This window comes from Microcoleus sp. S13_C5, assembly GCF_036700845.1.
Lineage (GTDB): Bacteria > Cyanobacteriota > Cyanobacteriia > Cyanobacteriales > Microcoleaceae > Microcoleus.
The window spans coordinates 25531-48404 of record NZ_JAUBPR010000044.1 but is presented as its reverse complement, the minus strand read 5'-3'; the positions used below and the strand labels follow the sequence as shown (position 1 = coordinate 48404).

Genomic DNA, 22874 nt, shown 5'->3' with positions numbered 1-22874 from the left:
AGTTCAACGGAAAAACTTTGGGGTTCCCACTTTTCACAACTGATAAAAAAATTCCACCCACATCTGCGGAATGTGGGATATAATTGAATTGTTATATAATCATCCTCACGCGACAAGGTTGACACAGGCAAAAGTACTTGAGATCCCCGACAAGCGGTTTGGATTACCTGAACTCAGGTCTGAACATCTTCGTGTTGGAAAGTCAGATTGGTTATCTTGGTCAGCAGCAGTAGGCTGTCGTAAACAGACTAAAATCAGTAGGAATCATATTTTGGGGTATTTCTCCAACGCTAGCCCTATGAACAAGCTGATATCTGATTGCATTTCTGAACTCTAAATAATCCTGTATAACAATTCTCGTGCAAGAGACTCACGAACGTCGCTGGTTATGAGTTCCAGGTTATTAGTAGCCGCTGAATCGGAATGTTATTTGGCCAGCGCAACAAACAAAAAAAATCTGAAGCTGGAAAATTCCAACTTCAGACTTTTACTAACTCCCCGGGTAGGATTTGAACCTACGACCAATCGGTTACACTTATCCCAACGTTTCCGAAGGGGGCGGACTATTTCATCATCCCTACAAATCATGTTTGTGATCTGTCGTCGGATGTCGGGCGCTATGAGATTTATTGGTTAGGCTCCTCATCTCTAGTCTCTGCACCTTTCTGGCTACTTGCGATCGCAACCGCTGCCTTTCGCCAGACTTGGCTCAAGATTGCCGCCACCCGAAGTGCTGCGGTTTCCTTGAATTCACCCGCTTTTTCAGTACCCGTTACCGGATAGAGCTGCTATGTCACTAGGGCTTTTGGTTGATGCCAAATGCTTGCATTCATTACAGCCGACCGCTCTGCCACTGAGCTACCGAGGATTGGTGGTTTTTGTTACCCACAATTACTAACAATAGCTGAACTTACTCGATTTGGCAAGGCCTTTGACAAACTTTTTTTTTGTCATACAGCCAGCGGGTTTCAGCAGCTAATGCAGCCCCATTCTCAACTTGGCGAGGCGCTGCTGGGATTCTGGATCGAGGGAACTAGCGAGAAAGCGACTGGAATTTTGTTTGCGGGATTTGTGCCGGCGCTCGCTGCGGCGGGCAGTGGATTCTACGTCAGCCGCTAGTTGTTCGGCGGACATCCATTCGGCACCGTAACCGACTACGGTCAATTGCTGCGCTCGGTCTGATGTGGCGACAATCATGCGGCCTTTGCCTTTGACCGATCGCAACTCGTAGCGCAAACTAGCACAAGATTTTTCAATATAAGTATCTGCTGTCTGACCGAAGTCAGTGTAGTGCACCGATAAATTTTTAGTAATAATTTCTTTAACGCCGGGAGTATCTCGATAGTGCGCGTCAAACACCAGCCTGGCCTCAAAATCTTGAACAGCGCTGTAGTTAACTAAAACCTCAATTAACTCGCGGCGAGCTGTTTCGAGTTCGTCGCGATCGCGCTTCTCTCGGAGTCGAGGCCAAAGTCCAATTATGTTATAGCCGTCTACAAGTAAAACTGCTTGTGATACATAGGGTGACATGGTTCAAGGCTGAAGAGATCCAGCACGTATAGGACATTATTTGCATTCTTCATCAAAGCTTTTGTTCAATAATATTACCTATTGATGTGTAATTGCTAGGTTACATGGCAATTATTAAACCCCCCAGAGCCAGCTTTACCTGAGTTTTGGCGGGTTAGATTAACCTATAAATTTTCCGGCTTATTCGGCAGATTCGAGTGATACGGGCGATCGTACAACTGTCGGCAGGGATATTTTCTCAACAGCAGGAGTACAACCGAGCCACTGCACCGACAACTCGGCAAACTGCTGCGGGGGGCCGCTCACGCAAAAACGAGTCGGTAGCGCAGTACCAGGATTCCGCAGCCCCAAAAGCTCCAATTCTCTAGCAGCAGCAGCCACCACCCGTACTGCAGGATCGATCAATGTCACCCCAGCAGGCAAAAGCGAGCGAAGCACAGGAGCCAACAGAGGATAATGAGTGCAGCCGTAAATCAGCGTATCGATGCGCTGCTGAATCAAAGGAGCCAAATATTCCCGAGCCACCTCACAAGTATAAGGGTCGTGAATCCGGTTTTGCTCCACCAGCGGCACAAAAGCCGGACAGCTAACCTGCCAAACCAGGCAAGAATCGTCCATCTCCAAAATCGCATTTCGATAAGCATTGCTAGCAGCCGTAGCAGGAGTTGCGATGACCCCGATCCGCTTGCCTTGCTGCACCGCAGCCTGCGCCCCCGGCAGAATTACTCCCAGCACCGGGATATCAAACTCAGCCTGCACCATCTCCATCGCCAAAGCAGAACTGGTGTTGCAGGCCATAATGACCATTTTCACATCCTGTTCCACCAACCAGGCCATAATTTCGCGGACAAACTCCACAATTTCCGACGGCGTGCGAGTGCCGTAAGGCAGCCTCGCCGTATCTCCAAAATAAAGTATCGATTCGTTGGGCAATTGTCGGTACAACTGGGTCAACACAGTCAAACCGCCCACGCCGCTGTCAAAAATACCGATTCTTTGTTGTCCAGAGTCTGTTGTCATTTGTTAATAGTTAGTTATCTGTTGGCACTTGTCAGGAAAGCTGTTGTCAGTTGACACGAAAGCAGTTGGCAGTTGGCAGTTGGCAGTTGTCCGATGCCCGATGCCCGATGCCCACTGCCCATTATCTTTGTTGAAGATAAAGCAAAATGCCGCGAGCGATCGAAGCAGCCATTTGACTGCGGTAAGCTGGGTCAGAAAGCCTAGCAGCATCCTCAGCACCGGTCACAAAACCAACCTCCACCAAAACAGAAGGCATAGAAGTCTTCCTCAAAACATAAAATCTCGCCTGCCGCACCCGGCGGTCAGTCGCCCCCGTCCCCTGCAAAATACTGCCGTGAATCACCCGGGCCAAATCTTCCCCGTTATTGAAATAATAAGTCTCAATCCCACTGATATCCGGCCGACTCATATTAATCGAATTAGCGTGAATGCTGACAAACAAAGTAGCATTCACCCGTTCCGCCAAAGAAACTCTGGGTTCCAGGTCGATTTCGCTGTCATCAGTCCGAGTCATCACCGCCTGCACTCCCTGCTGTTCCAGCAGCCTCGCCACCTGAAAAGAGATATCCAAAACAATCTCCTTCTCCTGAATGCTCTGAATCCCGACTGCCCCCGGATCGCGGCCACCGTGACCAGGATCGATCGCTACTACGGCCCGGCGGTTAGAAGCTTGGGGCAAATCGTCCCCTCCCAAAGTCCTTCTCGGCAAAGGCGACAAATTGGGAGTGCGAGTCAAAGGTTGCTGCGCGCTAGCATTCGATCGTAACTGCAAAGACAGCAACTGCGGGTTCGGTCTCGTCACCCTGCCTACCTCTACCCCGGATCGCGGCTGCACCCAAATCACCACAGTCTCCGCATCTTCTTGGCTGGCAGTAAACGATACAGGACTGTTGGCATCGAGCTGAGGAATTTCTCCCGTCAGGACACTAGAGGCGATCCTGATCCAGTAAGCTCTCGACCCTTGATCCCACCCGCTGGTATATGAGACTTGGCGGTCAGTTCTCACCACCAGTTGCGTGCCGTTACTGGCTAAATCAATTGACTGAACTCTCGCTAAATTTCCTTGAGATTGTCTAGCCGGAGGATCTACAGTCAGGCTGCGGGAAACCGAGGGCTGTCTTACATTTCCAGGCAATAGCACAACCCCGCCCAAATTGCTCACAGACGCCCGCCACTGAGTATTAGAATTCTTCATCCGCAAAGTCACGCGGGTAACGGGCGGGTCTGTTGGCAGTTGGCGGACTTCAATCTTGTCAACCCCGTGCTGACCGTTCGTTTGAGGCTGTTGGCTGCTTAGGCCCGGAGCTACACTAGCTCCTTCAATATCGAGGGTGGCGATGTCCCCAGCCCGACTTTGTTGAAAATTAATTTGGGGGCGACCGCCCACTGTGCGGACTAAAAAACCGTCCGCCGTCGCCTGAACGTTCTGAACTACAGTCGCCTCCGCAGACTGGGCTTGGGATGCTGAAGGTTCAACCGATAACCTTTCTCCCCCTGGCTCTGAAATCTGATTTTGAGTTTCTGCCCGCACTGGCGTTGGCAAATCCACTGTCCACTCGCTCGGAGAAATACCACGGAATTTTACTTGCTGAGGGTCTATAGTAAACCCGTCTCTGATCTCGACCACAATTCTGGTCGTATCGTTGTCAAACTGCCCTACCCGCACCGATTCTATCGCCCCTGAGAGCGGTTTGCTGACCGAGGGACGACCCAGACTTGTCCCCGGCAAGTCGATTACCAACCGCATCGGGTTGAAAATCAGTTGAGCCTTGGGTTGTACTCCCCCGTCTGTTGTAATGTAAAGCCGGTTCTCTGAAGCATCAAACCGCCAAGATTGCAGTCTAGCTGCTTCGGCGGCTCCGGCGAGCAAAAATACACTTAAGAAACTCGGTAGTAGCCAGTGGAATTTCACGACAGTTTTTTCCTCGTTTGCGTTACTGCCAAAAGCTGGAAGGGCGCTGCTTGCCCAATCGGCTTTCAGCAGTTAGCCGCCAGCAGACCGGGGGCACGGGGGCCGTCAGTTGTTGGCTAAATTGACTTTTTTATGCGTTAACAGGCTCCAAAATGCCAGATCCAGGCATTTTTGAACTTTCCCCTATACTTGGGGGCGATCGGTTATAAGCAGACTGAAAGATTGTGGACACAGGGGAAGGTATTTATTTTCAGGAGCAAGATACAAGGTGTTTCTTGAAGTTAGAAGGTACAAGTTAGAAGGTAGAATTTTAACGTTTTTCCAGGGAGGGGTTTCATAGCTCTTTTATATTGGCGAAGCTCGTTACGGCAAGGGTTATAATCCGCTTTCGACTTGCGTTTTGTTCTAACTTTTCCTAAACTACCTCAATAACTTAACAACTTACCTCGGTAACAATCCGGATTTCCAAGATTTAGGTAACTTTTCAAGGCCACCAAATGTTAGTACCAGACCAACTGACATATTCTTTGGTAAAAGCTTTTTTGCTACTTTTTTGCTAACAGATTGACCGTTGAATACAACTCTATATCGCCCCTGCTCTCTTTTTTTCTGGATTTTTTAGTCAGGGATTTTCCGTGCTGCTTGGAACTTAGTAGGGCGATCGTGATCGCGCCCGCCAATTTAACAGTATGATAGTTAGTCCATGTTTTCAGCAGTCACCGGAGAGTTTTGTGTGTTACTTGGGTCGGCAATGCTTTGTCATTTAGACTCTTTTTGAGTGGACGATAGACAGCCAGAGCATTGGTTGGTTGACCTGACAAAAAGTTTTGACCGTCAATATAGTTATCGCAGTTGTAAAGTTTGTTGGACAGCAAAGACAATCGATCGGCTTCTGGGTAAAACCTGTGATTTGGTTTAATGACTTGCCTTTCGACTAACTGCATAACTTAGATGTGTACTACCAGTTAGAGAAGATACACTATCTTGGTGATTGTGTCAATCTCTGACCTTCTAAAAAAAGGGGCCATCAATAACAGTAGATACATGACATCACAGAAAGACGAAGACTTACTTTCCAGCAGGAGTCGCCCACAGCCAACAAGTGGTTTAGGTTAGTTCCAGCCTCTAGATAGCGGCTGGGGAGTCAATCTCGAACCTCAAATCGACTGACTCTCAAGATAGGGAAGTTTTGTAATATCGCAACCGCCCTGACGGTGAGGACGTTCTTAATTTTTGAAACCTAAGCGATCGATTGCGCCTCCCCTCGGACTTCTTTTTACCCAGTCAGCTTCGTCGCTATAGCCTTCAACATCTGCTATACCATACCATCGGTGCGATCGAGTTCTAGCAAATTTATTTTTGAGCGGGATCGATACCTGCAAGTTATTTTTTTTCCCTAGTAATCCACGGCCCCATGTCTAATCAACAGTGCTGCAATTCGCTCTCGCCCATAGGTGCAAAATTCCGGCTCATCCAGTTCAAAATTGCTTGATTTACTTGTTCAGGGCATTCATCCTGGGGACAGTGACCCGCATTGTCTAATTCAACTAGCTCTACATAATTGGGATTGCATTCGACAAATTGGTGGGGTCGGGCGAACCGAGGGGGAATCATCCGGTCTTGTTTGCCCCAAATTAACAGCATGGGGATTGCTAAATTTCGCATCACAATCTTGACACTGGGGCAAAATTGTGTGCTTCCTACAGCTTTAAATAAAGCGCAGAAGGCGCGGGCTGCTCCCCGATCGCCCGCAGGCCCTGCTAGAATTTCCACTAATTCGTCGGTAACAGCTTCGGGGTTGGCGTAGGCAAAGCTAACCCAGCGGCGGACAAAGGAAGGCTTGCGAGCAAAATAAAACAGAGGCCTCAGTACGATCGGAGAAACAAACAAACTTTCAACCGCTTCGATCACCGGAAGCAGCCATCCGGGCACCGCTTCGGCTCGCACAGAGGGGTCTGGGAGGCTAATCATCACCGTGCCGGCCACCATGTCCGGGTGAGTTGCGGCTACGGCCAGACAAATTAGCGAGCCGATCGAGTTTCCTGCCAATATTACTGGCTCTCTGATAAAAGTTAGCCAAAAATCATAAACTTGATCAACCCACAAAGACACAGAGTAGTTGACCGGAGCTTTTTGGGAAGCACCAAACCCTAACAAATCCAAGGCGTAAACCGTTTGGTTTTCGGCGAGTTGGGCGAGATTTTGTCGCCAGTGACCGATCGAAGCTCCAAACCCGTGCAGTAAAATAATCGGCGTTCCCGATGCACGCGGGGCAATTGGTTCGGCCGCAGAATCTTGAAATTCCAGCCCGCCTTGATTTCGTACCCCATCGGGCCGCAAATAAGTGTAGCGAGTTTGCCAACCCCGCCACATCCAGTCTCGTTGAGTTCCCACCCGTTGGTGCCACAGCAGATAATTTGTCAATTTTGCCTCAGCTCGCAACATAAATTTACACTTGCTTATACCTATTCTACAAGGCAAATCAGGCGACTTGGGGGACTTGCCAGACCGAGCTAGATGGGCTAGGAAAAGAGGTTTTACCTCATCCTTAAGCTTTTACCCTGAATTTTTGACGGTTTTGTCATAAATCGGGCAACGGGGCGGGCGATCGTGTGTGAAGTTAAAATAAAACTAGGCAGAAACTCAGCCAGACTGAGTAGAATAGCAAGTATTGTAAGAATTCATTTACGATCGTCCAAATATTCCCCAAGGCTTTAGCGGAGGGGACACAGGGCGCGGTAGTACGTCCGGTAAGGGTAACACCTTATAAAACAGTTCGATAGTCAATCGTGAAATATTGACCGCTCAAACCTGTAACTATCAAGAAGCTTCGCTATTAAACTACTGCTTGTAAAACCATTCATGCCTGTGATTGAAAGAAGACAAAATCGCAACCTACCCCAGATCAACGAAAATATTCGATACCCCAAAATCCGGGTAATCGATACCGACGGCGCGCAACTAGGGATATTGACGCCTGCAGAAGCGCTGCGCCTGGCAGAAGAAAAAGAACTCGATCTCGTACTTGTCAGCGACAAAGCTGACCCGCCCGTATGCCGGGTAATGGACTATGGGAAGTACAAATTCGAGCAGGAAAAGAAAGCGCGAGAAGCAAAGCGGAAGCAGCACACTGCCGATGTTAAAGAAGTGAAGATGCGCTACAAAATTGAAGAACACGACTACCAAGTGCGCCTCAAACTAGCAGACCGCTTTATCAAATCTGGGGACAAAGTAAAAGCCACGATCATGTTCAGAGGTCGGGAAATCCAACACAGCAACCTAGCAGAGGACTTGCTTAAGCGCATGGCTACAGATTTGCAGGAAATCGCAGAAGTGCAGCAAGCCCCCAAAAAAGAAGGACGCAGTATGATGATGCTGCTGTCGCCAAAGAAAGTATAAATAGATAGTCATTAGTAAGCAGTCATCAGTCATAAACTGGTGACTGATAGCTGATGACTTCCGAAGTTAGTCAGGAATAAGCTACCACACAGGGAAATCAACGCTGCATGGAAAATTTTCAAATCAGCGGTTCGGCGGGAGTAAGACAAGGAGTGCTGCGATCGCTCAACCTGCGATCGGAAGAAGTAGAGCGAACCGTACTGATGTTCCTCGTCTACACTCTAACCTCCGTCGGGCTGATCTGGCTGGAACTCAGCACAGTAGGTCTTTTTCTAGATGAATTTGGTGCAGACAAAATGCCCTTTATCTACATAGCCAGCGCCTTTATCGGTTCTGGCTTGGGATTTGTCTACTCGTGGCTGCAAAAAATCCTGCCGCTAAGGCGCACCGTAGTGGTTGTTCTGGCAATGATGTCGATACCGCTATTTTTGTTTCGATTCGGCATCGGCTACGAAAATATTAAGATAGCTGGCGTCAGCATCGCTTTTATTACTATTTTTTTGATGTGGCTGTGGGTAGAAGCTTGCTATGTCCTCAACGACCTTAATACTTCTATCACTTCCAACCAACTGTTTAATATTAGAGAAATCAAGCGCACCTATCCGCTAGTCAGCAGCGGCTATCTAGTAGCTGGAGTAGTCAGCGGATTTTCTCTGCCTGTTTTGCTGTACGTAGTCGGACTCAAAAACGTTACCCTCATATCGGGGTTGATGGTGGCGACAGGCTCGGTGTTGCTCTACTACCTCACGGAAAAATACAGCCAAGCATTCCCGGAAACGGCTCACTGGACGGATGACGACGAAGACGACGACCAAGAAGAATTTACCGCCCGCAAAGTTACAGGCCCGCTCCAAAAATACGCCGTACCTCTAGTCAGTTTCTTCATCCTCGCAGAAGTCGTCTACGTGCTGGTAGATTTCCAATTCTACAGCCAGCTAGAATACCAAAACCCGGGGGACGGAGCTAGCTGGATCGCTAGCTTCCTGGGCATTTATGAAGGCATACAAGGTCTGTTTCAAGTGGCGACTCAGTGGTTCGCTTCGAGCCGGTTGGTGGAAAGAATCGGTGTATTCGTGACGGCGATGATTTTGCCGGCAGGCATCGCTATACTCGGGGTGCTGACCCTAGGAGCATCTCTGGGCCAGCTAGTATCTGTGTTTATCGGGCTGATATTGCTGAGATTTTTAGACGAACTGCTGCACTACACGCTGTTGGAAACTGTTAGCCCGGTTTTATTTCAACCGATTCCCGACAATATTCGATCGGGAATTCAAACTTTGGTCAACGGTGTGGGCGAACCTTTATCCTGCGGAGCTACAGGAGTAGGCATCCTGATTATGCTGTGGGTGACAGGCAAGATACTCCCCCAGGAAGACGAAAGTGTATTTCACGACCAGCAAAGCTTGATATTTATTGGCGCGATCGTAATATTGGCACTGTTGTGGGTGTTTGTCGTATGGCTGATCCGCTCTCAATACGTGGGTTTGTTGGTCAAAAGTGCGGAGCGGGGGCGCTTGGGCGTCACAGACGTTGACCTCAAAGCTCTCAAGCGCGCAGTGGTGGAAACTCTACAAAAGCCGGGGGGCGAAGATGAAAAGCGCTCTTGCATAGAACTCCTGACGCAAATTGACCCCAAAAATGTCGGAGAAGTTCTGGCTCCCATCCTCGATTCGCTGTCCCCCGGTTTGCAGCGCCAGAGCTTGGAAACGATGCTGCAACACCCGAACCCCGCATATTTAGAAGCTGTCCGCGCACTTTCGCAGCAATCCTTGCCGCCGGAGGTGCTGGCCTTGGCTTTGCGCTACATCTGGCTGACGGAAGCTGAACCGAATATTGAGAGCTTGCGGCCTTACTTGCAGCCGACGGTCGATCCGGTGGTGCGGGGTACGGCGGCTGCTTTAATTATGAGAAGGGGCGATCGCCAGCAAAAGGCAGAGGCTACTAACACGCTGCGGCAAATGCTGACGCACAAGCAAGAGCGGGAACGTGTTATGGGGACGCGGGCTCTGGGAGAGGCTGATTATTTGCAAGGACTGCGGCTGTACATCCCCAATCTGTTGCAAGATGAATCTCTGCGAGTGCGCTGCGCTCTGTTAGACGTGATTTCGTCTACTCATTCGGAAGAATATTATCCTTCGCTGCTGCGCGGACTCGGTTACAAATCGACTAGGGACGCGGCTTTGCAGGCTATAGTCAAACTTCACAATGACGCCATTCCTTTGCTGGTGTATTTGGCTGAGGACATCCACAAGTCGGATTTGGTCAGGTTGCAAGCTTGGACGGCTCTGGGTCAAATTGGGACTGTGGAGGCGATCGACATTTTGGTCAGCAATTTGATGACGGCTTGGGGAACTACGAGGCGCAATATCCTCCGCATCCTCTTGAAAATGCCCTCAGAAGTGGGTATAGAAGGGGTTCTAGACCGCATCGGCCGCAGCGGCTTGGAAACTCTCATCGAACAGGAGTTAATGTTTATCGGTCAAATTTATGCAGCTCTGGTAGATTTGTCTGGGGTAACAAGCTACGGCAATTTCTCGGCTCGGGAAGCCAACAGCACCGGGGAACCGGGGAACGATACGGCTCAATTGTTGCAGCGGGCTCTGGCGGGGTTGGAAGCTGATGCTAAGGAGCGGTGTTTTTTGCTGATGAAGTTTCTTTATCCGCTGGACACAGTACAAGCCGCTGCTTTCAACCTCGCTTCTGCTCAACCTTCTTTGGTTGCTAGGGGATTGGAAATTCTCGACAATACTGTGGATATAGCTAGGAAGCGATCGCTCATCAATTTGTTAGACCAACACTCGGAAAGAGAAAAATTGAGCAACCTCTCGGAATTGATGGTTTACAAACCTCTAGCCCCTAGCGATCGTTTGCGCCGCTTGCTAGAATTGCGCCACTTCCTTTCGGATTGGGCTTTGGCCTGCTGCTTTCACTTGGCGAGGGAAGCGCGCTGGAGTCTTACGGCTCAACAAACTCTCGTCTGTCTGCAGCACCCGACGGGTTTTGTCCGCGAAGCAGTGTTAGCCTATTTGAAAATAGCCTCGCCCCGGGCTTTGGTCGAATTGTTGCCCAGGCTGCAAAATGACCCCGATAATTTGGTATCCGCTCAAGTTGAAGAGATGATGGCAGAGTTGGGTGCTGGGGGAAAAAGGTAACATTAGTCAGTTGTCAGTTGGCAGTTGTTAGTTGTCAGTCAAGAGTCAAGCGTCAACTGTCAACCGTTGTTATTCCCCTTCTCCTTCCCCTTTTTAAGTTTAAATTAATCACTGCATCTCATTATGTTAACCAGCGTCGAACGCCTATTGTTTGTGAGGGAGGTTCCGATTTTTAAGGAACTGCGGGATGATTTTCTTGTGCGTCTAGCATCGGTCATGGATGAACTTTCGTTTCCTTCCAAGCACAGGATTTTTACGGAAGGACAAGAAGGTCGATCTCTCTATATTTTGGTATCGGGAACGGTGCGGGTGCATATAGGCGATCGGGATTTGGCACAGTTGAAAGCGGGGGCTTGTTTCGGGGAAATGTCGCTATTTGATGCAGAACCTCGATCGGCTTCTATTTCTACTCTCGAACAATCCGAGTGTTTGATGCTGACTCAAATGCAGCTATACGATGCGATTGATGAAACCCCGGGAATTGCTGTGAATATTATTCGCTTGCTGTCGCGCCGGATTCGGGAGTTGAATCAAAAGTTGAATGCTAAAGAGGCAATTATGCCTCCTACAGAGACTGTGAGAGTTCCTGAGATGCGATGAAATTAGGGAATTGGGAATTGTGTTTTTAGTTGATCGGTAATTCTGCACAATTTATCTTTTGTTAGGTGTGTACTGTGGACAATTTCTATGGGTAGGGTACACAATTTGCACCTTACAAATACCGACTACGAATACGCACAATTTCTCTGGTAGGGTGTGCAATGCCAGCCCAGTCAAGGTATTCCTTAGAATCCGTCATTTTTGGAAGAAAACCACTCACGAGGTGCAGTTTTACCTAAGTTCTTTACCAGTGGATGCTCAGCTTAATGGCCGTGCAAGTCCTCAACATTAGAGCATTGAAAACCAAGTTCATTGGAGTTTAGATGCGACTTTTAATGAATATACAGCAGATTCCATGTATATCTGGTACACTCTATTTAGTACATCAGCAGAAAAAATGAAAGCTTATGCGATCGAGTTTCGTAAAAAAATAGTTAAAGCCTATGAACAAGGTGATACATCAGTCAGGAAAGGAGCCACTCGTTTTGATGTGAGTAAAGCGTTTGTTCAAAAAATTTTAAAACAAAAACAAACGACTGGTCACGTTCAACCCAAAAAACAGGGTGGAAGCCTTAAAAGTGTGTTAAACTTGCGCCGGACTGAATTGACCCAGATGGTAGAAAAATATCCGGATAGCACGTTGTCAGAATATTGTGAATATTGGCTTATGAACTACAAGGAAGCTGTCAGTCCTAGCCGGATGTATCGTGAATTACAAAAAGAAAATTTAACGCGAAAAAAAAGACCATACGCAGTAGTCAGTCTGCCACTGAAAGAGTACAAATTCTGAGGTGTGAATATTGGGAAAAAGTGAAAAATATTGACCCTGACAACCTCGTTTTTTTGGATGAAATGGGCGTTTTATTGGGTTAACACTAACCCATGCACGTTCAATATGTGGTAATAGAGTCTACGATTTAAAACCATTCTATCGCGGCGCTCTCATTCACAGTTGTCGGAGCAATTAGCTTAAAAAAAGTAGTAGGATTGATGACACTAAATGGCTCAATGGATGGCAGAGCTTTTGAAGTCTTTATTGAACATTTTTTAGGGCAAAACTTATGGGAGGGTGCAGTAGTTGTTATGGATAATCCACCCGCTAACAAGCTGGGGACTATTGAACCATTGATACAAGCCGCGGGTGCTAGTTTACTGAACTTATCCCCCTCTTCTCCCGACTTCAATCCTATAGAATTATGGTGGTTGCAACTCAAATCTTTTTTACGTCAGTTTTCACCAACCACTACCAAGATGGTTGACATTTTACTGGCTACGACCGTTGATTTGGTCAATCCTAAGCACTTTAAAAACTGGTTTACAAGCTGCTACTGTAATTCATAAACCTGGAATCTGCTATAAATCCCGGGTTCGCTCGTTAAACAGTCCTCAGAATTTCGCTCTGGTAAGACGGATTGTCCTTAATGCGGTCAACCAAGAAACAACTCTCCAGCGTAGCCTGCGACAAAAAATCAAACGGGCTGCGATGAACAATGACTATATGATGCCAATTCTCAAATGCTTTTGTCAAGAATGATTGAGATGCTCTTACCCTGGTTGTATAGCCATCAACAGGTGAACAATATTATCAAGAACTTTCTCAGCTCAATCACAACTGCTTTCACGACTTTTTCAATGTATTTGCTCAAAAAAAATACTCAGAATATTTCAATCTAATTATCATGGATAATGGTAGCTTTCATAAAGCTCTCTTATTAGATTGGCATTACCATGTAATGCCACTATATTTACCTGCCTAGAGTCCTGAATTGAATCCGATTGAAAGATTGTGGGAACATACCAAAAAAAACCTCAATTGGGAAAATTATTCGAGTTTAGATCAACTCAAAGAACAGGTAGATATAATTATCAAACCTCTCACGAATGAAGAAGCTTTATCTCTCTGTGGTTGGGACTATATCCTTGAAGCTATATTAATGGCAGATTCATAGTGAATTGGTATTAGTTACTCATTATCAGATATTTTATTTCGCCAAGCTTCATAGTTATGGTAAATTCTCACAAATCATATAAGATTGCTATAGCAGAGCTATAGCTCAAACTAGGGCGCCGATCGAACCTCACCTCTAACTCTGCGAAATAACCCAAAGGCGGTAGCATAGTTTGGGAAACGGCATCAACTGAAGATGAACTTAGCGCCAGCAACAGTCCTGCAACAGGGCAAATACAAAATTAACGCGACTTTAGGCATAGGAGGGTTCGGCATCACTTACCGAGCTATCCACACCCATTTAAACCAAAGCGTCGTACTCAAAACCCTCAACGAAAGTCTGCGCCAACACCCAGAATCTGCCCAATTTCAGCAGCAGTTTATTGCCGAAGCCCAACGCCGATCGCGGTGTCAGCACCCCAACATGGTCAGAGTAATTGACTTTTTTGAAGAATCCGGACAGTCTTTTATTGCAATGGACTACATTCCGGGCCAAACTCTCGCTCAAATAGTCGAAACCGATCAGCCGCTGCCAGAAGCCCAGGCCCTCCACTATATTCGGCAAATAGCCTCAGCCTTAAGTACAGTTCACCAGAGCGGATTGCTGCACGGAGATATCAAGCCAGAAAATATTATCCGGCGAGCCGATTCTCACGTAGTAATGTTAATAGATTTCGGAATTGCCCGCGGCTTTACCGCCGGCACCAAACAAACCCACACTAAGTTGCTCTGCCCCGGGTACGCGCCGATCGAACAATACCTCTATGACGGTAAATGTACACCGGCCACTGACATCTACGCGATCGCAGCCACCCTCTACTACTTACTCTCCGGCGTGGCGCCCGTAGCAGCACCCCTGCGCGATCGCATTCCTTTGACTGAGTTACGGCAATTTCAGCCCAACCTCAGCCCAGGAATCGAGCGAGCCATCCTTCAGGGACTCGAAATCGACCCCCACAACCGCCCTCAGACAGTCGAAAATTGGCTCACCATGCTGCAAGAAACAGAACGAGTATCACTAAAAAGAAAAGGCAAGCAAAGTCTAAGATTGCCCGCACCTCCCCCGCCGCAGTTGACTTTTCTGGCGTTTGTCGTAACGGCTGCAATTGCAGGCTGGATGGGTTTTGACCTAGCATGGCACTACAACAGCACCAGTCTCAGCAATCGTCCCAAAATTGAATCCTTCCCATCTCTCGAAGATTTGCTCAAATCCCGCGATTTGTCAGGGCCGATGTTCGGACAGCCGTCTGTCGAAAGCAGCCCTCTCTACCCGATCGAACTCAACAAGCGCCCCAAACCCCCCTTAGACAGCAGAAACATTCCCGAACAGATAGATCCCTCAGAAACTAGCGCCGAACCTTCTGAGTCTCCAAACCAGGAAACTCCCGCCCCAGAGTCCAAAGCGCAACCTGAGCCATCCTCGACGCCCAAACCCCCACAGGAGCCTTCTGAGTCCCCCATTCCAGAGCCTCAAACCGGAATCGACTCTGCACCCCAACCAGAAGCCACACCAGTACCGGAAGTTGCACCCCTGCCGCCAGAACCGCCCGCCGTCCCCCCCCCGCCTGCCCCTGGGAGTGCTAGCGCTGAAACCGTGCCACCGTCGGAATCTCCGTCGCCAGTAATAGCGTCGCCGATCGAGCGATCGCCTGAGCCTGTGATACCGAGCCGCAGTGGCAACAATTCAGATAGTTCGATCGCACCTGATTCATCACCCCCTGTGGCCGAACCCACAGTGCCTTTTCCCGAACCGGCGACAAATTAGTATTGTTTTTGTTGGTTAAAAGAGCGGACAAATACTTGGTTTTATGAGTCAGCAAATATCTGCTCAGTAGTTGAGATAATAAGGCCCTACCTAGCCAACCACTATCTTCCAAAAACTTCCGTCGAATCTGAAAATCCCAACAGTCGCCGTCTGAGTTTATCAAATATTTCCTATTCCCTCTGCCATCCAAATGCCCGCAAAAAAATGCAGGACGGTGTTCTATTTTGATTTAAATTATGTTAGAATATGTGCGCGGCGCTGAGGTGGTGTGAGGTCGCGTATTAATACTGCCAAGCTGCAAACATTTTGGTACAAAGCAACCCCAACCTCGAATTTGAGCCAGTGCCAGCGAGGCTTCTGGGCTAAGCCGTGGCGCGTTAGACTGTTCTAACTCTCCACAATCCTATCCCCGACACTCGGAGTGGGAGTGTCAATTCCCCCAAACTTCCTTCCTTTGGGAACAAGCATCATCGGGGACAAGCAAGTTATAATTTGTTGCGGAAGCGCACAGAGATTTTTTATGAGTAAACCCCCAGTTCATGCTTTTTTTGTAGGCAGAGCACTTGCCGAAGCACTGTACGAGCAATTAGAAAGCGCAGCAACCAACGCTTTCTCTGAACTCGGCAAGTTTGACGCAGAACAAAGAGAACGCCTGCGACAGTTCACAGATCGAGTTGTGGAACGGGCTAATCGAGCTTCGGAGGAGGCGATGCAGACCAGAACTGGCACTGCAAGCACCACCACCATTCAAGACATCCATCCTGCAGATTTGCAAGCGACTATTGATGATCTGCGCGCCGAAGTGGCTCTGGTGCGATCGGAATTGCAGCGTTACCGCAGCAGTTTGCCCTAGCGATCGATTCGAGCACAACTATTATTTACTACGTGAGCGCATTGCTTTGCGCTCCTGCGCTCCTACTTTCAATCAAAGCAACAACATAAAATAAGCAATTTGGGAACCCAAGTGTCTGCTCTCCTTGATGACTCTGTTAATCGCCAGCGCTCCCCCAAGCACACTGGCGAAGCCGATGAGCAAAAAACTGCTAGTAAATCCTACAAAAGTAAAGCTTATCGCTGGAATCGCGAAAAATACTCCCGAAAGCGGCGCTTCTTCGACATTTGGGCCTTTGTCTTGCTCTGGCTGGCTTCCCTCTGGCTCGACAGCAAAAATTGGAGCTACTGGGGAGGCGTGACTGAAGAAAAGAAAGTTGCCAGACGCCGCTTTCAAGCTATCTGGGTTCGAGAAACACTCTTGGATTTGGGGCCAACTTTCATTAAAGTTGGGCAGTTATTTTCTACCCGCGCCGATTTGTTCCCGGCAGAGTTTGTCGAGGAACTTTCTAAGCTGCAAGATAAAGTGCCTGCTTTCAGCTACGAGCAGTTAGAGGTAATTGTTGAGCAAGATTTGGGCAAGACAGTTCAAGAACTCTACCGCAGCTTTGACCCAGTGCCCCTGGCTGCTGCCAGTCTGGGTCAGGTACACAAAGCTCAACTGCATTCGGGCCCGGAAGTGGTGGTAAAGGTGCAGCGACCGGGACTGCGGAAACTGTTCGAGATCGATTTGCAAATTCTTAAGGGAATTGCCCGCTACTTTCAAAACCATCCTAAGTGGGGCCGTGGTCGAGATTGGATGGGGATTTATGAGGAATGCTGTCGCATTCTGTGGCTGGAAATAGACTATCTCCATGAAGGCCGCAATGCTGATACTTTTCGCCGCAATTTTAGCAACTGTGACTGGGTGCGGGTGCCAAGGGTTTATTGGCGGTACGCGGCTCCGCGAGTGCTGACTTTGGAATACCTGCCAGGGATTAAAATCAGCCACTACGAAGCTTTGGAAGCGGCCGGTATCGATCGTAAATTAATCGCTCAGTTGGGGGCAAAAGCTTATTTGCGCCAGTTGCTCAACGACGGCTTTTTCCACGCTGACCCACACCCCGGCAACATCGCTGTTAGTGCTGACGGTTGTCTGATTTTCTACGATTTTGGCATGATGGGGCAAATCCAGTCGAACGTCCGCGAAGGACTGATGGAGACGCTCTACGGCATTGCTTCCAAGGATGGACAGCGGATTATGGATTCTCTGATCAATTTGGGAGCTTTGGTGCCTACGGGTGATATGAGTCCGGTGCGCCGCAGCATCCAGTATATGCTGGACAATTTCATGGACAAGCCTTTTGAAAATCAGTCTGTGAGCGCGATTACTGACGACCTTTACGATATTGCCTACAACCAACCTTTTCGCTTCCCAGCTACTTTTACTTTTGTAATGCGAGCTTTTTCCACAATCGAAGGGGTGGGCCGAGGTTTAGATCCCGAGTTCAACTTTATGGAGGTGGCACAACCTTTTGCCATGCAGCTTATGACTAATGGAAATGGCCATGATACAAGTAGCAGCATTTTTAACGAAATCGGTCGTCAGGCGGCTCAGGTGAGTTCGAGTGCTTTGGGTTTGCCCCGCCGGATTGAGGAGACTATTGATAAACTCGAACAGGGAGATTTGCGGATTCGCGTCCGTTCTGCAGAAACAGAGCGCTTGCTCCGTCGCATGAGCAGCGCTCAAATGGGCACGAATTATGCTTTGCTGATGAGTGCTTTTACTTTGTCGGCGACAATTTTGTTTGTCAGCAATCAAGTCTGGCCGGCTGTCGCTGTGGCACTGCTGGCGGCGGGTGCAGGGTTTGCTATGCTGCGTTTGTTCAAGCGGATCGATCGTTTAGACAGAATGTCATAATTGTGCAATTTAGGATTTGAAATTTCAGGTTTGAGATTTCTCGCCAGCCAAAATTTGACATCAAATGTTAAGTTTTGGCTGGCTGAGCACAGATTGCTGAAATTTACAACAATTATGCGCTTTGAGGCTAAAAACCCGTTTGCTGCCTAGATTTCTCGCCAGCCAAACCTCTCTAATTTTGGGTAGAAATCCAGTTTTTTTTTGCACGTGCTGCTGAATTTACTGGATTTACCAAAATTTTAAGATGGGATTAGCATCATACGATCTACAATATGAGGTCAAGGAAGTGCAATTTTTCCAAAACTCGAGATCGCGGGCTGCAGGATTTCAAGTCCGTTCGGGATTTAAGTTTTGGAATAAAAAATTGCACCCCATTAAATCAAGCTTTCAAGTTCGATGAGTCCAATCACCCAATCTATGAAACGCTCTTTCGCAGGTAAGACAGACACAGGGCTAGTTCGTTCCGTAAATCAGGATTCGTACTACATAGACTCTGACGGGCGATTTTTCATAGTGGCCGATGGAATGGGAGGACACGCCGGAGGTCAAGAAGCCAGCCGGATTGCGACTCAGGCGATTCAATCTTATTTGCTCGAACATTGGGAAGGGCCAGAGGATTCTCCGTTGTTGTTGGAAAAGGCTTTTTTAATTGCCAATCAAGCAATTTTGACGGATCAGCTCGACCACCCGGAGCGTGCTGATATGGGAACTACGGCTGTGGTTCTAATGTTTAGGGATGAGGGCAGACCCTGGTGCGCTAATATCGGGGACTCTCGCTTGTACCGACTGCACGGATCTCGCTTGGAACAGATTACTGAAGACCAGACTTGGGTGGCTCAGGCTGTGAAAAGAAAGGCTCTAACTCCTGACCAGGCTCGCACTCATCCTTGGCGTCACGTTTTGTCCCAGTGTTTGGGCCGCGATGATTTGCGGGAGATAGATATTTTGCCGGTGGACGTGCAGCCTGGGGATCGCTTGCTGCTCTGCAGCGATGGCTTGACTGAGGAACTTTCCGATCCTTTGATTGCTTCGCCTCTGAAGTCGATTCGCGCCTGCGAGGGCGCTGCAAATGCTTTAATTCAAGCAGCGAAGGATAAAGGTGGACGCGATAATATTACTGTGGTGATCGTGACGATCGACCTCAAATAATATTCGATCGCCCTCACGCACCCGAATCTAAAATCGAAAAATCGAAAAAGTGAACAATCTAAAATCTAAAATCTAAAATCTAAAATTGAATGACCCGCGTTATCGGTTTGATCAGCGGCACGTCGGTGGATGGCATTGATGCTGCTTTGGTGGATGTGGTCGGTTCCCAAACAGACTTGAAAGTGCAATTGGTGGCCGGCAAGACTTTCCCTTATCCTGCTAATTTGCGATCGCAAATTCTCTCGGTTTGCAGTGGCTCAGCTTTGTCAATGGCTGAACTAGCGGAATTAGATGATGCCATCGCCCAAGAATTTGCCACGGCGGCATTGACAATTCAATCAGAATATGATAAAGCCGAATTAATCGGCTCTCACGGTCAAACCGTCTACCACCGACCTGCTGGGAAAGCCCACAAAGATAGCGCCGATGCGTTAATGGGCTACAGCTTGCAACTCGGGCGGGGCGCGCTAATTGCTGAATTGACAGAAATTACTACTGTGAGTAACTTTCGCTCTGCCGACATTGCAGCAGGGGGTCAAGGAGCACCTTTAGTTTCAATAGTTGATGCCTGCCTGCTGGCGGAACCCAACCTCAGCCTCTGCATCCAAAATCTGGGCGGAATTGGCAATGTTACCTATCTCCCCGCCAGAGGAAAAGGAGGAAACAATGACGAGTCTGAGATTTTCAGTCTTGGGGATGGCATATCGGGCTGGGATACAGGCCCGGCGAATTCCCTGTTAGATTTGGCAGTACAGCACTTCTCAGGGGGCACTAAAACGATCGACGAAGGTGGAGCTTGGGCGGCATCGGGAACTCCCTGTCAAGCTTTAGTCGAGGATTGGCTCGCATCAGAGTTCTTCCGCCAAGCACCGCCGAAATCAACGGGGCGAGAGCTATTTGGTGTAGACTATTTTGACCGGTGTTTGGTCGAGTCCCAAGGTTACAACCTCAGTCCTGCTGACGTACTGGCTACTCTGACAGAACTGACTGTTGCCTCGATCGTTCACAGTTACCAAACTTTCTTACCGGCTATGCCCGATCGAGTTTTACTATGCGGAGGCGGCAGCCACAATCTCTACTTAAAACGCCGATTGCAATCTCAATTGCATCCAGTGCAAGTGTTGACTACTTCTGAGGCAGGCTTAAATGTAGATTTTAAAGAGGCGATCGCTTTCGCGGTTTTAGCCACATGGCGGGTTCGGGGAATTCCCGGCAATCTGCCTCAAGTTACTGGTGCCCGGGCACCGGTACTTTTAGGAGAAATTAACTCTTGTTGGCACAGTTGGGCGTGATAGCATAGAGTCTGAGGGACAACGGCTGTGCGTTGTTGCACCAGCATTGTAGCCAGCAGGAAAAGCATAGGAACAGCACTGTGGCTCACACGTTTTTAATGGAATCTGGCCAATGGACGCTCGAAGGAAGCTGGATTGAGCGCAATGGCGTGCCAATTACGGTTAAAGGCAAAACTTTAGTGAGCTGGAACCGAACAGATTGGTTCAGTATGGTGACCAAGCTCGTATTTCCTGGAGGCGATCGCGAAGAGATTATTTTGCAGTACCGAGGACACCTCAACAGCGATGAACGGCAGTATACTTTTGTACTCCAACACAGCGAACTCGCCCGCGTCGAGGGCGAAGGTTGGATTGCTCCGCAGTCGATCGTCCAGCGTTATTGGGTATTGGGAGACGAACGCCAGCGACGGACGGGTTTTGATACCCTTCACCGCGTTGATGACAACCGATACTACCAATCTAGTGGTATCATGTCTGGTCATTACTTGACGAGTACAATGGAAGCAACTCTCGAACGTCAGGGGGAATAACTCTTTCTAGACTCCACAGTTGCCAGTTCTAGGGATTGATGTGAAAACAGAAGGTTTTGCTAGTCGGAGGTCGCGCTCAGATGTCCGACTAGCGCCATTGTTGTCGAACCTCCTCGGCTGCAACTAAAGACAAATATATTGAATTTGTTAAAATTTTTAATTGGTTAAAAAATTAACACTTATTATTAATAGTTATTCAATTTTAGAGTCGAGGCGCGATAAATTATTTTTGCGCTCTCCTGTGGTTGATCGACAAACTCCTTAGCTCGACTCTGCAATTCGAGCGAAATCCACAAAGAAACTGTCCAATTTTCCTCAAGTCTCTATACAGGGCTTCTACCTTCTGCCTTCGAGTGACGCCCCATCACCCCCAACTCCTTTCCGCCTGAGGGAAGAGAGTAAGAGACGGAGGTCGCCGACTGCGACTCTTTGCTACTCAACACCTGGGTTAGGTTCTAAACCCCAGTGATGTTTCAGAAAATGGCGATACATGGTTTCCCGCAGCATCATTTGCTCGTAAAGCTTGACCAAAAACTCCTGAGCTTGTTCACGGCTCATGTCACTTACCTGTGTTTTGAAGGAACACAGGCTAAATTGCTGTTCCAAAGACAATTCGGCTGGTTGGCTCATGACTTTGACTCCTCTGTAAGTAAAGGTGACTTAAAAGTGAACACCTGGATTAACCAGATTTGTAAGTTGTTTCAGCTATCGACCGTTGGTTTCGGGATGCCCGATGGCCCATCTGGCTTTAGTCTATATTACAAAAGGTAACAATCATTTGACAAAATTACCCTATGTCCTAAGAAATAACTTACTTAGGGATAGAGATGGCGAGATGTCTGCAAAAGTTCCTTCCGCAGGCATATACAAGTGTATCTACTTGTCAAGAGAAAAAAGGCTCAGTACGAACCAAAAGAATTGAAGCCCTTTATACCAAATCCGGCGGAGATTCTCTCCGCGAGGGGGAGAAGGGGAGATCAGAAGAGCAGGAGACGAGGAGATTGGAAGATGGGCAGAGGGGGAGATGGGGAGATGGGGAGATGGGGAGATGGGGAGATGGGGACAATTTCTTTTTCTGTGTTCTCCCTTCTCCCTTCTTGCTTTTAACTAATTCGAGGAGCCGCCATCCTGCGGTGGAGTGGCGATTCCGGGTCTGATATTGGGAGCAGCGGGTGCAGGCGAAACAGGAGGAATACCCTGATTTGCCCCGGAGTTGCTAGGCTGCCCAGGAGCCGGGATAGGGGATTGAAACTGATTCGGATTGAACTGCTGCTGCCCAGGAGCCGGGAGAGGAGATTGAAACTGATTTGGATTGAGCTGCTGCTGCCCGGGAGCCACACGAGACGGCAGGGGTTGACCGGAATTGCCGATCGCAGGTGTCGCAGGAATGCCAGAATTGGGAAGCGAGGAATTTGGCAGCGAGGAAGGAGCCGAACTAGGAAGAGTTGCCAGGGCAACTCGATCGCCCCCTACCTCTCTCAATTTGTCTAAAACCTCGACAACTTTGGCATATCTAGCATTCTGAGGAGCGTACAGTACCATCAACCCCGCAGGATTTCTGCTTTGGAAACTCTTTAAAACTCGATCGAGTTGTTGATAATTAACAGGCAATTGGTCGATATAAGTTTGCCCGAAATCGTCAATGCTGACAATCAGCATCTCTCGCATCTGCGTTTGTCCCGTCTTCGCTTTAGGCAAATCGACATTAATTGCTTGCTGGCGAGTCAGTTGCAAAGCCGCCAGCAGAAAAAACGTCAGAATGCAAAATATCACGTCAATTAAAGGCACCAGTTCTATCCGAGCCTCTTCAGCAGGAGTATCTAAGTGAATCTTCATCCGTTCTCCT

The 22874-nt window shown here is 48.4% G+C and carries 18 protein-coding genes and 1 pseudogene; 12 read left to right on the top strand and 7 right to left on the bottom strand.

Annotated elements, in window-relative coordinates; translation table 11 throughout:
* Nucleotides 1–975: 975 nt before the first annotated feature.
* From QUA04_RS14060 to QUA04_RS14040, 5 genes are all read right to left on the bottom strand, one after another.
* Nucleotides 976–1530 (bottom strand): NYN domain-containing protein, encoded by a 555-nt coding sequence (locus QUA04_RS14060; protein ID WP_006635267.1) that lies wholly within the window; start codon nt 1528–1530, stop codon nt 976–978.
* 180 nt (nt 1531–1710) lie between these two features.
* A complete protein-coding gene (murI, locus tag QUA04_RS14055) occupies nt 1711–2550 on the bottom strand; it encodes a glutamate racemase (protein WP_006635266.1) in 840 nt (279 codons plus the stop codon).
* Between the two features lie 121 nt (nt 2551–2671).
* Nucleotides 2672–4462 (bottom strand): N-acetylmuramoyl-L-alanine amidase, encoded by a 1791-nt coding sequence (locus QUA04_RS14050; RefSeq protein WP_333257975.1) that lies wholly within the window; start codon nt 4460–4462, stop codon nt 2672–2674.
* A gap of 1226 nt (nt 4463–5688) precedes the next feature.
* Nucleotides 5689–5844 carry a hypothetical protein gene (locus QUA04_RS14045; protein WP_333257974.1) on the bottom strand — a complete coding sequence of 52 codons (156 nt, stop codon included), beginning with the start codon at nt 5842–5844 and terminating at the stop codon, nt 5689–5691.
* A gap of 40 nt (nt 5845–5884) precedes the next feature.
* Complete coding sequence (locus QUA04_RS14040; protein ID WP_333257973.1) at nt 5885–6907, bottom strand: alpha/beta fold hydrolase; 1023 nt, start codon at nt 6905–6907, stop codon at nt 5885–5887.
* Between the two features lie 417 nt (nt 6908–7324).
* Here QUA04_RS14040 and infC point away from each other — a divergent pair, with 417 nt between their 5' ends.
* The 12 genes and pseudogenes from infC (at nt 7325) to QUA04_RS13980 (ending at nt 21028) form a co-directional block, all read left to right on the top strand.
* Nucleotides 7325–7861: a translation initiation factor IF-3 gene (infC, locus tag QUA04_RS14035; protein ID WP_006635262.1), complete on the top strand. Its 537-nt coding sequence runs from the start codon at nt 7325–7327 to the stop codon at nt 7859–7861.
* Nucleotides 7862–7968: 107 nt separating this feature from the next.
* A complete protein-coding gene (locus tag QUA04_RS14030) occupies nt 7969–11013 on the top strand; it encodes a HEAT repeat domain-containing protein (RefSeq protein ID WP_333257972.1) in 3045 nt (1014 codons plus the stop codon).
* Nucleotides 11014–11136: 123 nt separating this feature from the next.
* Nucleotides 11137–11613 carry a Crp/Fnr family transcriptional regulator gene (locus tag QUA04_RS14025; protein ID WP_015176146.1) on the top strand — a complete coding sequence of 159 codons (477 nt, stop codon included), beginning with the start codon at nt 11137–11139 and terminating at the stop codon, nt 11611–11613.
* A gap of 397 nt (nt 11614–12010) precedes the next feature.
* A complete protein-coding gene (locus QUA04_RS14020) occupies nt 12011–12403 on the top strand; it encodes an IS630 transposase-related protein (RefSeq protein WP_333257971.1) in 393 nt (130 codons plus the stop codon).
* Between the two features lie 140 nt (nt 12404–12543).
* Nucleotides 12544–12954, top strand: a complete 411-nt coding sequence (locus QUA04_RS14015; RefSeq protein WP_333257976.1) for a transposase — start codon at nt 12544–12546, stop codon at nt 12952–12954.
* A 22-nt stretch (nt 12955–12976) separates the two neighbouring features.
* Nucleotides 12977–13147 (top strand): annotated as a pseudogene (locus QUA04_RS14010) (ISAs1 family transposase); the annotation flags it as partial.
* A 610-nt stretch (nt 13148–13757) separates the two neighbouring features.
* Nucleotides 13758–15326, top strand: coding sequence for a protein kinase domain-containing protein (locus QUA04_RS14005; RefSeq protein WP_333257970.1), 1569 nt, complete (start codon nt 13758–13760; stop codon nt 15324–15326).
* Between the two features lie 520 nt (nt 15327–15846).
* A complete protein-coding gene (locus QUA04_RS14000) occupies nt 15847–16179 on the top strand; it encodes a DUF6825 family protein (RefSeq protein WP_333257969.1) in 333 nt (110 codons plus the stop codon).
* 111 nt (nt 16180–16290) lie between these two features.
* Nucleotides 16291–18057: an AarF/ABC1/UbiB kinase family protein gene (locus QUA04_RS13995; RefSeq protein WP_333151098.1), complete on the top strand. Its 1767-nt coding sequence runs from the start codon at nt 16291–16293 to the stop codon at nt 18055–18057.
* A 417-nt stretch (nt 18058–18474) separates the two neighbouring features.
* The gene (locus QUA04_RS13990; protein ID WP_333064224.1) at nt 18475–19206 is read left to right on the top strand and encodes a PP2C family serine/threonine-protein phosphatase; all 732 of its coding nucleotides are present in this window, start codon (nt 18475–18477) and stop codon (nt 19204–19206) included.
* Between the two features lie 89 nt (nt 19207–19295).
* On the top strand, nt 19296–20498 hold the full coding sequence (locus QUA04_RS13985; protein WP_333257968.1) for an anhydro-N-acetylmuramic acid kinase: 1203 nt from the start codon (nt 19296–19298) through the stop codon (nt 20496–20498).
* Nucleotides 20499–20578: 80 nt separating this feature from the next.
* On the top strand, nt 20579–21028 hold the full coding sequence (locus QUA04_RS13980; protein ID WP_242722026.1) for a hypothetical protein: 450 nt from the start codon (nt 20579–20581) through the stop codon (nt 21026–21028).
* 432 nt (nt 21029–21460) lie between these two features.
* On the opposite strand, the gene QUA04_RS13975 is transcribed toward QUA04_RS13980, so the two are convergent.
* Nucleotides 21461–21658: an NblA/ycf18 family protein gene (locus tag QUA04_RS13975; protein ID WP_006635253.1), complete on the bottom strand. Its 198-nt coding sequence runs from the start codon at nt 21656–21658 to the stop codon at nt 21461–21463.
* 477 nt (nt 21659–22135) lie between these two features.
* Nucleotides 22136–22864, bottom strand: coding sequence for a biopolymer transporter ExbD (locus tag QUA04_RS13970; RefSeq protein WP_333257967.1), 729 nt, complete (start codon nt 22862–22864; stop codon nt 22136–22138).
* Nucleotides 22865–22874: the final 10 nt, after the last annotated feature.